The following is a 13,540-nucleotide window of genomic DNA, read 5'->3' on the forward strand; positions in this document are numbered from 1 at the left end:
GAGTCTTGGGCGGTACTCAGGGAAGGCTGAAGGGGCATGGGGGCCTCGATAATCAATGGTTGTTGTATGTCTGCGGATTTCCAACGGGTGAGGCACTCGCCTGCGGGAAATCAATACCTATAGTCCAGCGTCACCATCAAGTTACGTGGTGCGCCATACCCTACGGTGTCAAAATCGCCCTTCTGCAACGCATACTTCTTGTCGAGCACATTGTTGACGTTGACTGCCGCGGTGATCTCCTTCGTGATTGCGTAGCGCCCCAACAGTGATACCAGGGCATAAGAATCCTGTTCTCCGCCTAACGTACTAATGCCAGTGTTGGCCGCCTCGTAGAAGCGGCTTTGCCATTTGACGCCTCCGCCCAGCGTCAATTTTTTCCACTCTCCCGGCAACTGGTAGGTGGTGAATAGCTGAACCGTGGTACGCGGTATTTGCGAATTCAAGCGGACGCCATCACCATCTTGCGCCGTGAAATGGGCGATACCTGTGTAGATGTTCCAGCCACGCGCCAGCTCGCCTTGCAAGTCCAGCTCGATCCCGCGCGACTTCGTCCCATCAGAACCTGTATAGGCCTGGGCACCCGCTGGCGTATAGGTTCCCGCGACTATCTGTGCCGCGTTGTCCAGCTCGGTATGGAACAAGGCCACCGACGCATTCAGACGCCCGTCCATGTAAGCGCCTTTGAGGCCGATTTCCTTGGTTTTTCCCTTTGACGGCGTGAGCACGTTGCCCTTGCTGTCGCGATAGTCGGTTTGCGGATTGAATATGCCCGTGTAGCTCACGTAGGCCGAATAGGTCTTGTCGATGTCGTAAATCAAGCCGGCGTATGGGGTGAATTCACTGCTCTTTTTGTAGTGCAACGATGAGCCGCCGGCGTCGTCGTCGATTTCGTAGTTGGTGAAGCGCCCCCCAACAATAAGTTTCAGAGGCTCAGCTAGCGAAAAACGGGCCGCGCTATAGACGCCGCTCTGCTTGATTTGGGTGCGGGTCGGTATCGACGCCATGGCATCGAAGTCAGGGCGAGGATAGGCTGGGCTCAATTCATAGACATTGACCGGCGCAAAGCCTAGAGAGAACGGAGCCGCATCCTGGCCGGCCTTGCGGCGCGAGCTCGTGGCCCCCACCACCAGGTCGTGCTGGCGGCCCAGCAGTTCGAAGGGGCCGCTCGCCATCACGTCGACAGTGTTCTGCCGGCTGCGACCTCCGAACGCCAGTGCTACCGGATAAGCCCCGTTGGGAAAGGACCCCAGTCCCGTGACACGGTCAGGACGACCGATCAGACCGAGTAGTTCGGCATCGTATTCCGTGCGGTATTGGTTAGCGACGGCCCGGAGGTTCCAGCCGTTGTCGAAGCGGTGCTCGATCTCGGCAAACGCCGTCTTAAGGGTGTTGTCCCAATGGCTCCACTTCTGCGCGTAGTTCTTGGCGCGTGAATACTCCGCCTGCGTGCCGTCGCTGAACCATAGCGGCATGCCTCCCCAGGTCGAGCCCTTCGGCGTGATGTCTTGGTAGTCATAGCCCAGACTCACCGTCGTATCGGGTGTCAGATCTGCCGCGATAATGCCGTAGAACGCCTGTCTCTGCGGTTTATAGCCATCAATGTACGAGTTTCCCTCCTGGGACGTCCCGACTATACGGGCGCGGATGCGGCCGTCTTCGGTCAACGGAGTCGATACGTCGGCCATTTCTCGGTGGGTATCCCAGCTACCCGCGCCGAGCGAGGCGGATGCCGAGAATTCGCGGGTCGGTCGTTTGCGCACCAGGTTGATGGCGGCCGAGGGATTGCCGGTGCCGGTCAGCAAACCAGAGGCGCCACGCACTACCTCGACTCGATCATAGAACGCGGTATCGAGGGAGCTGATGCCGCTCCCGTTGACGATGCCGCCGACGACGGTAGGTATGCCGTCGTACTGAACGTTGTTGATCAAGAAACCACGAGAGTAGAAACTCGTCCGGTCGCTGTCGGATTGGTACGACGACACGCCCGTGGTGTTGTCCAGCACGTCCTGCACCGAATTCAATTGCTGGTCGTCCATGCGCTGGCGGGTGATCACCGTCACCGACTGCGGTGTTTCCCGCAGCGACAGCGGCAGGCGCGTCGCCACCGACGTCTGGCCTGTGGTGTAGGAACCAGTACCTTCGGTGGTCGCCGTATCCATAGGGCCCGTTACGGTGATGGCCGGCAAGGCTATCTCTTCTTGAGGCTTTCCACCGACCTTGGTTTGAATCTGCCCTGGCTCGGCGGCGAATGCGCCCTGTGCGCTAATAAGAATTGCCGCCGCAACTGCCGAGCCCAGCACGGCGCGGGGCGCGTTCCTGACTACACCCTTGTATGACCCATCCAGATGAGGATAACCAGCGGGGTCTGCACGCAAATCAATTGGCCAACAGGACTTCCCAGCAGTTGCGATGATGAACATCAACAATACTCATTTGTATTCAGATGTTTCATTTAACAACACACACAGAGGGAGTGATGGCGAAACCAGGCCAGATTGTTATTCAGTCAGGCCAAAGTGACGTCGTATTGGCGCACTGATAGTTTCGTTGAAGGCTTGGTGTTGCTTGAACACCTGCAGTCGCAGGCATCCGAGGAGGGCTCTGCTCTCGAGAGCATTCAATCTTCACCATTAGCACGAGGTTGCGAAATATCAGCGACTCCGCAAGGAACGACAACAGGCGTTGGAGGACGGTCGATGACCCAGAGTCAAGATCAGCCTGATGCGTCAGGGTGGGATTTCATTGGTGAGCATGATGCGTGGCACTGAAGCAAGCTCTGAGCCGCTGATGCGATCCGAGAGGTATCGTGCCGGAGGCTTGCCCACTGCCTTGCGGAACATGGTTACGAAACCGCTGGCGTTTTCGTATCCCAGCTCCAATGCCACCGTTTGCACGCTTTCACCCTTGGTCAAACGTTGCAGCGCAAGGATCACATGCAGTTGCCGACGCCAGCGCCCGAAGCTCATTCCAATTTCATGCAGCAAAAGACGGCTCATGCTCCGCTCGCTCAGGCCAATTCGAGTAGCCCAATCGGCCTTCGAGGTTTTGTCCGAGGGGGCGGCCAGCATCATTTCCACGAGGCGGCGCAGTCGGGGATCGCGTGGCATGGGCAGATGCAAGTCTTCCACCGGTGCCGCCACCAGCTCATCGAGCAATGCAGCAATCAACCGGTCTTCCCTTCCCCCCTGCGCGTATAACTCAGGAAAACCGGCCGCCTTCAGTAGCAACTCGCGTAGCAAGGGCGATACCGAAATCGTGCAACAGGTTTTCGGAAGGTCAGGGGCGGCGTCTGGCTCGACGAACAGGCAATAGCATTCCGTTTCGCCCGCCCCTCGCGCCGCGTGCGGCAAGTCTCCCGGTATCCATATGGCGCACTGCGGCGGCACGATCCAGACACCGTCGTCAATTTCACAGTTGAGTATTCCGCGTACGGAGTAGATCAACTGCGCTTTGCGGTGCCGATGCCTCGCATTTTCCCAGTCCTTTGTTCCCCATGTGGCACTCAAGGCCATAACAGGTCGCGAGATGCTATCGACGTCCCAAGGCACAATCAAATCGATAATCGCAATGCTAGACATGTTGTTTTGTAGAGCCTGGGATGAGAGAAGAGGCTTTGGCCTAATCGAAGAATACTATGATCAACTTGCTCAATGGCGTCTAGCCGCTCCTTACGATCGGGGCCTCAAATAGGCGTAGGCCGTTAAACCTGAACGCGTCGTATACGAAGCCCTCAGCGCAATCCCTTCGCCTCAAACAGCTCAACAAGCCATTCGACGAATACCCTCACGCGGGTACTCAAATGGCGGTTGGGTGAATAGACGATGTAGATCGGATTCGGCTCCAGCGACCAGTCCTCCAGCAGTTGAACCAACGCGCCGGACTGGAAGTGGGGTTCGGCCATGAACTGCAGCGTTTGCAAGACCCCCATACCGGCCAGCGCAGCCGCGAGCAGCGCATTGGAGTCGTTTACCGAGACGAAGTAAGGCGCATCGACCGTGATGCGCTCATTGCCTCTGACAAACTCCACCGGCAGGCGCTGATTAGTCCCCGCAAAAAAGTAGCGCACCATCTGGTGGCCAACATCCAGATCGCTGGGCTGCAGCGGCGTGCCATGGGCAGCGAGGTACTGCGGCGTGGCGCACGTGACAAACTTGAGGCTGCCCAGGCGCCTCGCGATCAACGATGGATCGTTCAACGTACCGCCGCGAATCACGCAATCCACTCGGTCGCCCAATAGATCGACGGGCCTGTCACTCACCCCAATATCCAGTTGCAGTTCGGGGTAGCGCTTCTGGAATGCCGGCAGCGCAGGTAACACCAGCATCGTCGCCATGGTAGAGCCCATGTCTACGCGCAAGCGGCCGTGGGGACGCGCCTGGGCGCTGGCCAAATCCGACTCGGCTTCCAGCCATTGATCGACCACCCGCACCATGCGCTCGTAATAAGCAATTCCATCATTGGTGAGCGAAATACGTCGCGTGGTGCGGTTCAGCAGCTTTACCCGCAGGTGATTTTCCAGCGTCTGGATGTGCCGGGTGACGGTGTTGCGTGGCAGGTTCATCGTCTGCGCCGCCTTGACGAAGCTGCCCGCTTCTACAACCTGAATAAACGCTTTGACTGCGCTGAAATAGTCCACGTTATGACACATCCATCAAATGGGGGCTGCGGCAATTATCCCGCATAGAGGAACAGTGGTGTCTTTTTTAGCTGGTTTATCCCGCATCCGCTATCTCTTAAATTGATCTCACCGAAACGAAGCCATCCATTCCGGCTGGCTCCAAGTGGAGATCACACACATGGCTCAGCAACTGCAAGGCAAGGTAGCACTGGTAACGGGTGGTTCTCGTGGCATTGGCGCCGCCATCGCAAAACGTTTGGCCGCCGACGGCGCTCATGTCGCGTTCAGCTATGCAAAATCGCTTGAACAGGCGCAAGCGGTGGTTGCCGACATCGAGCGTCACGGAGTGCAGGCGCTGGCCGTCCAGGCCGATCAAGGCGATACCGCGCAAGTGACTGCACTGGTCAAACGGGTTCATCAACACTTCGGTCGCCTGGACATTCTGATCAACAGCGCTGGCGTGTTTGTCACGGGCCACGTCGCTGACCCTGATGCCGACATCGCAGCGTTCGACCGCCAGCAAGCGGTAAACGTCGGCGGTGTGGTGACCGCTGTACGGGCGGCGGTCGGCTTGATGAGTGACGGCGGACGCATTATTTCCGTGGGCACGACCGGAGCCGACCACGTGCCGTTCCCGGGTGCTGCCGACTATGTGGCGACCAAAGCCGCAGTGGCGGCTTACAGCCGCGGCTGGGCCCGCGACCTGGGGCCTCGCAACATTACCGTGAATGTCATCCAGCCGGGGGCGATCAATACCGAGATGAACCCTGAGACCGCCGATCACGCGCCATTCCTTGCAGGCCAGACTGCGCTGGGACGTTACGGTCAGCCGCAGGACATCGCCGCTGCCGTGTCCTTCCTTGCAGGCCCCGAGGCTTCCTACATCACGGGCGCCACCCTCAACGTCGATGGCGGCCAGAGCGCCTGACAGACCCCAAGCGCATCGATCCGATTGGCAGTGCCGATATCCCTCCGCGTGGCACTGCTTACCTTCGAAAGGTCGATTTTAGGCTTTTAAAATTTCCAATTACGAGGCCGTCATGAATCAACGCATCCGGATTTACCAGCAAGGAACACCCGACGTTCTGAATCACGAAACGTTCGAACTGGAGCCACCTTCCCATGGGCAGGTGCTGATACGCCACGAAGCAATCGGGGTCAATTTCGTCGATACGATGTTCAGGGATGGCACGTTCAAGGTTGCGCTGCCATTCGGCATGGGCGTCGAGGCGGCGGGCATTGTCGAGGCCATCGGCGATGGCGTGAAGCACCTGAAGGTGGGTGATCGCGTCGCCTACTTCTTCGCGTTCGGCGCCTACGCGGATCGTCGGGTGATCGACGCCAGCGCACTGATCAAACTGCCTGACGACATCTCCACTGAGCAGGCTGCCGGGCTGCTGTCGAAAGGGCTGACGGCTTGGGCGTTGGTCAGGCAGGTTCATGGGGTTCAGGCCGGAGAAACCGTCGTGGTGCATGGCGCATCCGGCGGCGTCGGGAGCTTGCTTGTGCGTTGGGTGAAATCGCTGGGCGCCACCGTCATCGCGACAGTGGGTTCAGCGAGCAAGGCTGCCATCGTCCAGAGCTGGGGGCTCGATCACGTGTTGCATGCGGACGAGCCCGATCTGGCTAAACGAATCAAAGCCAAAAACGGCGGTTTTGGCGTCGACGTGGTGTACGACCTGGTCGGTCGGGACACGCTGGATGCTTCGATCAACGTGCTGCGCGACGGTGGCGATCTCATTCACGTTGGCAACGCTTCGGGCGGGGTCACGGCAGACACTGCCTTGCTGGCGGCTCACGGCATTCGATATGTTCAGCCTTCAACGCCGCAGTATGTCAATGCAAACAATCAGGACATGGCGGCATCGGAGTTGTTCGAGCGTTTCCGCGAGGGCGCGCTGGGCTCCGTGGAACTCTCCCGTTATCGACTGGAAGACGCCTCGCTGGCCCATCAAGCCATCGCGTCGCGCAAGCATATCGGCTCGATTTTGCTGATTCCCTGAGGCTGGGCAACCGCCGTTCATGGCAATCCCGGCTTCTTGCGCTGGCGCCTCTGCGGCACACCAGGGTGTTCATGATGAACACGCTGTTTGCAGACGAAAAAAAGCCCGCTCAATGAGCGGGCTTCCTGTGGTACCTGGCGTTCAGCGTTCCAGGTAACCGAATATGGCGCAGCGGACGGGACTCGAACCCGCGACCCCCGGCGTGACAGGCCGGTATTCTAACCGACTGAACTACCGCTGCGCGTAACACATCAAGCGAATGGTGGGTGATGACGGGATCGAACCGCCGACCCTCTGCTTGTAAGGCAGATGCTCTCCCAGCTGAGCTAATCACCCTTCACTTTCGGTGTGGGCCGCATCATACAGCAATAATCCGCAATGTCTTGATTTAAATGCAGTTTATTTCAAATATTTTCTCGATCCCGACACAGCCCCTGGAAAACCGGGTTTGGCTCGTGCAAATGCGAGTCTATTGCGTTTAACCCGCGCTTGGCCGCACAATTAGAAATTATTCTCAATAACGCCTGAGCCACGCTTATGTCTGTGGGTGAACCGCCATTCCAAAGGGAAATTGCCCAGCTCTACAGCGAGCATCATGGGTGGCTGCTCACCTGGCTGCGGCGCAAGCTGGGCTGCCGACAGAACGCAGCGGACCTGGCACAGGATACATTCGCACGCATCCTGAACGCGCGCGAAGCCGTTGCCGGTATCCGCGAACCCCGGGCGTACTTGAGCACCACGGCCAGGCGCCTGCTCATTGATCAGGCGCGGCGCAGGCAGATTGAACAGGCTTACCTGCAGGAGCTGGCGCTCACCGTGGACGCGCTCGAAGGGTTCCAATCCCCGGAACAGATCCACGCTACCCTCGAAGCCCTCGAACAGATCGCGTTTATCCTGGAAGGCTTGCACGAATACTCACGCCAAGCGTTCGTGCTGTATTACCTTGAAGAAATGACCCAGCAGCAAATCGCCCGGCGGCTCAAGCTGTCGGAACGCACCGTGCGCAAATACCTGATCCAGGCGCTCGTGCATTGCGGCCACAGTATGGACACTTGATCAAGCATGTCGCACACCCCTCATCAAATCGAAGAGCAAGCCGCCGAATGGTTGCTGCGCCTGCACGAGGGCGAATTGAACGAGGCCCAGCGCCTGGCGTTTGAGAGCTGGAAACAACAAGGCCCGCATCACGCCGCGGCGGCCGCACGGATGGAAGCCGTCATTTTCCGCATGCAGGCCCTGCGCGGCAAGAAAGCACCGGCGCGGGCGGCGTTGAGCGCAGCATTCACCCAGCCCGACAAGCGTCGCCGCAAAAACGTTGTTCGCGCGCTGGCATTGGCGTGCAGCCTGGCGATCCCGGCGGCGGCCCTGCTGGTCAGCCCTTATCCCCAGCAGTGGATGGCCGATGTGCGCAACGGCCCTGGCCAATGGCAAACCTTGCACCTGGCGGATGGCTCTGTGTTGGCCTTTAACGGCATCAGTTCGGCAAATCTGTACTTCGATGACAAACAGCGCCGCATTGAACTGTTGCAAGGTGAAATTCGGGTGGAGGTCGCTCACGACCGCACGCGGCCGTTTGTCGTGCAAACACCTCAAGGCACGCTGCGTGCGCTGGGCACGCGCTTCGTGGTCAAGCGCGAGGGGGATGTCACTGTGCTGAGCATGCTGGAGTCGCGCGTGGCTGCGCAAAGCGCCGACGGCCAGCAGACCCTGGAAGTCGACGCCGGCTCGCAGGCCATGATGCGCGCAAACGACGTGCGCCTGGCCGGCACTATTGACCCTTCGAGCATCGATCAAGCCTGGCGCCGCCACCAGTTGGTGGTGGAAAACCGGCCTTTGCCCGAGGTGCTGGATGAAATTGCCCGGCATCGCGCCGGCCGCGTGCAATTTGATCGCCGCGCCCTGCAAGGCCTGCGCGTGTCTGCCGTGATTCCGCTCGATAATAGCGAGCATGCCTTGCAACTACTGGCGCAAACATTGCCGATCCAAGTACAGACCTTTACCCCCTGGTTAATCGTGGTGAGTCCTGAAACCCCCTCCAATAAAACAACGCCCAATAAATAATTATTCGCATTTGCTTCCGGTTTTTTCGAGGCTGCCCGTCAAGGAAGGTAATTCGACACGTAAAGGACTGCCTTCACCATGCACACCCCTTCCTACCCGCGCGGACGCTTTCGCCTACTTAAAAGCGCGCCACTGTCCCTGGCCATATTCACCGCCACCAGCCTGAACGTCAGCCTGGCCTGGGCGGATACCGTCAGCGTCGCCGCCCAGACGTACGACATCCCGGCCGGGCCACTGGGCAGTTCGCTCAACCGCTTTGCGCAGCAGGCGGGTGTGGCGATCGTGTTCCAGTCCCGCGAACTGCAAGGCCTCGACAGCCCAGGCCTGAAAGGTCATTACGCGCTGCAGGACGGTTTCGACAGGCTGCTGCAAGGCAGCGGCTACCGTGCGGTAAAAGGCGACCAGGTTTATGCACTGCAGCCCGTCCCCATTGCGGGCAACGGCACCATGGAACTGAGCCCGACCGCCGTCACCGCCAACCAATTGGGCAACGTCACCGAAGACACTGGTTCCTACACGCCCGGCACGATCGCCACGTCCACGCGCCTGGTGTTGACGCCCAAGCAAACCCCGCAGTCGGTGAGCGTGGTCACCCGCCAGCACATGGATGACTTCGGCCTGAACAACGTCGACGACGTGATGCGCCACGCCCCGGGCATCACCGTTTCGGCCTTCGACACCGAGCGCACCAACTACTACGCCCGCGGCTTTTCCATCAACAACTTCCAGTACGACGGTATCCCCTCCACGTCGCGCAACGTTGCCTATTCGGCGGGCAATACCCTGAGCGACATGGCGATCTACGACCGTGTCGAAGTGCTCAAGGGTGCCACCGGCTTGCTCACCGGTGCCGGCTCACTGGGTGCGACGATCAACCTGGTGCGCAAGAAACCTACCGCCGACTTCCAGGGGCACGCAACCCTAGGCGCCGGTTCCTGGGACAACTACCGCAGCGAGCTGGATGTCAGCGGCCCGATGACCGAAAGCGGCAACGTGCGTGGCAGGGCCGTAGCGGCCTACCAGGACAAGCATTCGTTCATGGACCACTACTCGCGCCAGAGCCCGACGTACTACGGCATCATGGAGTTCGACCTGTCCCCCGATACGCTGCTCACCGTCGGCGGCGATTACCAGGACACCCTGCCCAAAGGCTCTTCATGGTCGGGCAGTTTCCCGCTGATCAATTCCAACGGCGACCGCAACAGCGTCAAGCGCTCGTTCAATAACGCTGCCGATTGGAGCAGTTGGGAGCAATACACCCGTACCGTATTCGCGATGCTCGAACACGACCTGGGTAATGGCTGGGTGACCAAGCTGCAACTGGATCACAAGATCAACGGCTACCACGCCCTGATGGGCTCGATCCAGGGCGACCAGCCACAGCCGGACGGCACCGCGCAGCTCACCTCGGGCAAGTACACCGGCGAAACTGTCAGTGACTCCGCCGACCTGTATGTGAGCGGCCCGTTCAACCTGGGCGGCCGCGAACACGAGTTGGTGCTGGGCGGTTCCATCAGCGCCTCGGAGTGGAAAGGCAAAGGCTACTGGAACCTCGCCCCCAATATCGTCGACTTCAACAACTGGCACGGCCACGCCGCAATCCCCGATTGGGGCCGCGCGCAATCGCTGACCGATGACACCGTGCGCCAGACCGGCGCCTATGTGACCACCCGCCTGAATCTCGCCGACGATCTCAAGCTGCTATTGGGCGGGCGCGTGGTCAACTACCAGGTCACGGGCTATAACCCCAATTATCGCGAGTCCGGACGATTCGTGCCGTACATCGGCGCCGTGTACGACTTGAATGACACGTACGCGGTCTACGCCAGCTACACCGATATCTTCATGCCGCAGGAGAACTACAACCGCGATCGCGACAATAAACTGCTTGAGCCGGATGAAGGCCAGAACTGGGAGCTGGGGCTGAAAGCCGACTTCCTCGACGGTCGCGTGAACGCCAGCGCGGCCTACTTTGAAATCCACGAGTCCAACCGCGCCCTCTCGGATGACGAGTACAACAACCAGAAGCCAACCCCGAACAACTACGCCTACAAGAGCAGCAAGGCCGTCACCAAAGGTTATGAGCTGGAGATGTCCGGCGAAATTGCCCCCGGCTGGCAACTCCAGGCCGGCTATACCCACAAGGTCGTACGCGACGACAAGGACGTGAAGATCTCCACCTTCGAGCCTGAAGATCAGGTCAAGCTGTTCACGACCTATAAACTCAAGGGCAACCTGGACAAGCTGACCGTCGGCGGCGGCGTGCGCTGGCAGAGCGTGGGCTGGCAGGACATCTACAACACTCCGCACCAGCAGTACGAAGAATTTTCCCAGGACGCTTATTGGCTGGTGGACCTGATGACCAAGTATCAGGTGACTAAAAACCTGTCGGCGACGCTGAACGTCAACAACCTGTTCGACAAGCACTACTACACCAACATCGGCTTTTATAACTCCGCCGCTTACGGTGAGCCGCGCAACTTCATGGTCACTACTCGCTGGAATTTCTAGAAGCCCGAATGGACAACGCCGCCGATCATCACAAGTGATCGGCGGCGTTGCACCGGTGGTCAGCCGACGTCATGTTCGCGCAAGCATCAAATCCAGGTTCTGCACGGCCGCTCCCGCGGCGCCCTTCCCAAGGTTGTCAAACACGGCCGCCAACAACACCTGCCCCGCCTCGGCATTTTCACACACCACCAAACGCATGCTGTCAGTCCCGTTAAGCGCCTGCGGATCCAGGCTGGTCAATTGCCTGGCCTCGTGCATCGACATTACTTGCACATGCTCCATCTCGGCGTAGTGCTGCAGCAGGCATGCGTGCAACCGTCCGGCATCGATGCCGGGCGCCAGCAACCGAAGCTGCAACGGTATGGTGAGCACGATCCCTTGCCGGAACGCCCCATATGCCGGCACAAACAGTGGCCGCTCGGTCAAGCCACTGTGCTGCTGGATCTCCGGCACATGCTTGTGCGCCAGCCCCAGGCCATACACCTGAAACGCAGGCGCCTGGGAGGCGGACTCACCCTCATGGGCTTGCACGCCAACCCGCCCTTGTCCGGAATAGCCCGACACCGCATGAATGCTCATCGGGTAATCCCTGGGCAGCAACCCGGCCTCCAACAAGGGCCGCAGCAGGCCGATCGCTCCGGTGGGATAACAACCGGGGTTGCTGACCCGCCGCGCGCCGGCGATTCGTTTGGCCTGCTCCACGCTCATCTGCGCGAAACCATAGGTCCAGTCTGGATGGGTGCGATGCGCCGAACTTGCATCGATCAACCGCACCGCGGGGTTTTCGACGCTGGCTACGGCGTCGCTCGCGGCTTGGTCGGGCAGGCAGAGAATCGCGATATCGCAGGCATTGATCATTTCGGCGCGACGTTGCGGGTCCTTGCGATGTTCGGGGCTGAGCGCAATAAGCTGCAGATCGCTGCGCTCGCGCAGGCGTTGATGGATTTGCAACCCGGTGGTGCCCTGGTCGCCATCGATAAATACAAGAGGACTTGCCATTGGATGCGCTCGGAGGTCGGAATCAAAGGGGTGCCCATCCTCCGTGAAGGGCTAAGATAGGAAAAGTTGCATTTACCAACGATCACATTCAGGTTTTCTGAACAAAGGAGACGCCATGCGCGAAATCAGCCTGGACCGTCTGCGCACATTGGTTGCCATTGCCGACCTGGGTTCGTTTGCCGAGGCGGCGCGTGCATTGCACCTGGCGCCGCCCACGGTCAGTTTGCATATTGCCGAGCTGGAGGCGCGGGTGGGCGGCAAGCTGTTGTCGCGTACGCGTGGGCGCATTCAACCTTCGGCGATTGGCGAAACACTGGTGGAGCGCGCACGGCGCCTGTTGGCGGATGCCGAGCAAGCGCTCGAAGACGTGGAGCGTCAGGTGCAGGGTCTGGCCGGGCGCGTAAGGCTGGGCGCATCCACCGGCGTCATCGCACAGCTGCTGCCGCAAGCGCTGGAAACATTGGGCCAGAGCCGTCCCGCTATCGATGTGCAGGTCACGGTGCTGACCTCGCAGGAAACATTGAGCAAGCTGGCCGAGGGCTCATTGGAGATCGGCCTGGTCGCGCTGCCGCAGACGCCGGTGAAACACTTGCGAATAGAGCCATGGCGGCGCGACCCGGTCATGGCCTTCCTGCCCGCTCGCTGGGAATGCCCGGATAGCGTGACACCGGGATGGCTGGCCGCTCAGCGCTTGATCCTGAATGACAACACCACGCGGCTATCGCAACTGACGGCGCAATGGTTCGCCAGTGAGGGACCGCAGCCCGTGCCGCGCATTCAACTGAACTACAACGATGCGATCAAAAGCCTGGTGGCGGCAGGATATGGCGCGACGTTGTTGCCGCACGAAGCGTGCACGCCATTGCCCGACGACAGAATTGTCATGCGGCCATTGCAGCCCTCGCTCTGGCGTCAACTGGGGATCGCCCACCGCAGTGGCGACGTCGAACGGCCTACGCAACATGTGCTGGATGTTTTGTGGGGGCTTAAGCACGGACCCATATCCCTTGGAGTGAGCGGGCTTGCCCCGCGCCGGGCGGCGAAGCCGCCCCAAAACCAGTCGCCCTAATTTTACCTGACACACCACGGCGGTCCGATTGGGGCGGCTTCGCCACCCGGCGCGGGGCAAGCCCGCTCACTACAGCTTTGGAAGTACGGTCGCGCCTAGCCGCGCTTACTTAGTTAACACCAGGTTTTTTGCACCGTGCCTGCACATTCCCCCCGCCCAGGCACTGCCATGAGGCACGTTGAAACAGAACGATTAGAGCCGTAAAAAAACACTATGCCATCATTCTTTTGACATGTTATGTTGATAACACAACGAGCAAAAATGATCGTTTAATAACAT

Annotated in this window: 10 protein-coding genes and 2 tRNA genes; 6 read left to right on the forward strand and 6 right to left on the reverse strand. The window is 59.7% G+C overall.

Annotated elements, in window-relative coordinates; all coding sequences use genetic code 11:
• Window positions 1-110: 110 nt before the first annotated feature.
• From BLL36_RS27650 to BLL36_RS27660, 3 genes are all read right to left on the reverse strand, one after another.
• On the reverse strand, window positions 111-2,420 hold the full coding sequence (locus BLL36_RS27650; protein ID WP_076954777.1) for a TonB-dependent siderophore receptor: 2,310 nt from the start codon (window positions 2,418-2,420) through the stop codon (window positions 111-113).
• A gap of 306 nt (window positions 2,421-2,726) precedes the next feature.
• Window positions 2,727-3,578: an AraC family transcriptional regulator gene (locus BLL36_RS27655; RefSeq protein ID WP_076954778.1), complete on the reverse strand. Its 852-nt coding sequence runs from the start codon at window positions 3,576-3,578 to the stop codon at window positions 2,727-2,729.
• A 152-nt stretch (window positions 3,579-3,730) separates the two neighbouring features.
• A complete protein-coding gene (locus tag BLL36_RS27660; protein WP_076954779.1) occupies window positions 3,731-4,636 on the reverse strand; it encodes a LysR family transcriptional regulator in 906 nt (301 codons plus the stop codon).
• Between the two features lie 160 nt (window positions 4,637-4,796).
• Here BLL36_RS27660 and BLL36_RS27665 point away from each other — a divergent pair, with 160 nt between their 5' ends.
• Both BLL36_RS27665 and BLL36_RS27670 read left to right on the forward strand, forming a co-directional pair.
• Window positions 4,797-5,546 (forward strand): SDR family NAD(P)-dependent oxidoreductase, encoded by a 750-nt coding sequence (locus BLL36_RS27665; RefSeq protein ID WP_076954780.1) that lies wholly within the window; start codon window positions 4,797-4,799, stop codon window positions 5,544-5,546.
• A gap of 112 nt (window positions 5,547-5,658) precedes the next feature.
• On the forward strand, window positions 5,659-6,621 hold the full coding sequence (locus tag BLL36_RS27670) for a quinone oxidoreductase family protein (protein ID WP_076954781.1): 963 nt from the start codon (window positions 5,659-5,661) through the stop codon (window positions 6,619-6,621).
• A gap of 164 nt (window positions 6,622-6,785) precedes the next feature.
• On the opposite strand, the gene BLL36_RS27675 is transcribed toward BLL36_RS27670, so the two are convergent.
• Together BLL36_RS27675 and BLL36_RS27680 are read right to left on the reverse strand one after the other, a co-directional pair.
• Window positions 6,786-6,862 (reverse strand) — tRNA-Asp (locus tag BLL36_RS27675).
• A gap of 19 nt (window positions 6,863-6,881) precedes the next feature.
• Window positions 6,882-6,957: transfer RNA gene (locus BLL36_RS27680), tRNA-Val, on the reverse strand.
• Window positions 6,958-7,158: 201 nt separating this feature from the next.
• Here BLL36_RS27680 and BLL36_RS27685 point away from each other — a divergent pair.
• The 3 genes from BLL36_RS27685 to BLL36_RS27695 all read left to right on the forward strand — a co-directional run bounded on the left by BLL36_RS27685 (window position 7,159) and on the right by BLL36_RS27695 (window position 11,193).
• Window positions 7,159-7,677 (forward strand): sigma-70 family RNA polymerase sigma factor, encoded by a 519-nt coding sequence (locus BLL36_RS27685; RefSeq protein WP_076954782.1) that lies wholly within the window; start codon window positions 7,159-7,161, stop codon window positions 7,675-7,677.
• Window positions 7,678-7,683: 6 nt separating this feature from the next.
• Window positions 7,684-8,682 carry a FecR family protein gene (locus BLL36_RS27690; protein ID WP_076954783.1) on the forward strand — a complete coding sequence of 333 codons (999 nt, stop codon included), beginning with the start codon at window positions 7,684-7,686 and terminating at the stop codon, window positions 8,680-8,682.
• 78 nt (window positions 8,683-8,760) lie between these two features.
• Window positions 8,761-11,193 carry a TonB-dependent siderophore receptor gene (locus BLL36_RS27695; protein WP_076954784.1) on the forward strand — a complete coding sequence of 811 codons (2,433 nt, stop codon included), beginning with the start codon at window positions 8,761-8,763 and terminating at the stop codon, window positions 11,191-11,193.
• A gap of 69 nt (window positions 11,194-11,262) precedes the next feature.
• Here BLL36_RS27695 and argC read toward each other — a convergent pair whose 3' ends face one another.
• Entirely contained in the window at window positions 11,263-12,192 is a 930-nt protein-coding gene (gene argC, locus BLL36_RS27700; RefSeq protein WP_076954785.1) for an N-acetyl-gamma-glutamyl-phosphate reductase, read from the reverse strand.
• Between the two features lie 115 nt (window positions 12,193-12,307).
• On the opposite strand from argC, the gene BLL36_RS27705 reads away from it, so the two are divergent.
• Window positions 12,308-13,261 (forward strand): LysR family transcriptional regulator, encoded by a 954-nt coding sequence (locus BLL36_RS27705; protein WP_083735348.1) that lies wholly within the window; start codon window positions 12,308-12,310, stop codon window positions 13,259-13,261.
• Window positions 13,262-13,540 lie beyond the last annotated feature (279 nt).

The organism is Pseudomonas cedrina subsp. cedrina (genome assembly GCF_001983175.1).
Classification (GTDB): domain Bacteria; phylum Pseudomonadota; class Gammaproteobacteria; order Pseudomonadales; family Pseudomonadaceae; genus Aquipseudomonas; species Aquipseudomonas cedrina.

Coding starts and splice junctions, on each gene's coding strand:
- BLL36_RS27705 (WP_083735348.1), top strand. CDS start 12,308: ATGCGCGAAATCAGCCTGGACCGTCTGCGCACATTGGTTGCCATTGCC.
- BLL36_RS27690 (WP_076954783.1), top strand. CDS start 7,684: ATGTCGCACACCCCTCATCAAATCGAAGAGCAAGCCGCCGAATGGTTG.
- BLL36_RS27670 (WP_076954781.1), top strand. CDS start 5,659: ATGAATCAACGCATCCGGATTTACCAGCAAGGAACACCCGACGTTCTG.
- BLL36_RS27665 (WP_076954780.1), top strand. CDS start 4,797: ATGGCTCAGCAACTGCAAGGCAAGGTAGCACTGGTAACGGGTGGTTCT.
- BLL36_RS27655 (WP_076954778.1), bottom strand. CDS start 3,578: ATGTCTAGCATTGCGATTATCGATTTGATTGTGCCTTGGGACGTCGAT.
- BLL36_RS27685 (WP_076954782.1), top strand. CDS start 7,159: ATGTCTGTGGGTGAACCGCCATTCCAAAGGGAAATTGCCCAGCTCTAC.
- argC (WP_076954785.1), bottom strand. CDS start 12,192: ATGGCAAGTCCTCTTGTATTTATCGATGGCGACCAGGGCACCACCGGG.
- BLL36_RS27650 (WP_076954777.1), bottom strand. CDS start 2,420: ATGTTCATCATCGCAACTGCTGGGAAGTCCTGTTGGCCAATTGATTTG.
- BLL36_RS27695 (WP_076954784.1), top strand. CDS start 8,761: ATGCACACCCCTTCCTACCCGCGCGGACGCTTTCGCCTACTTAAAAGC.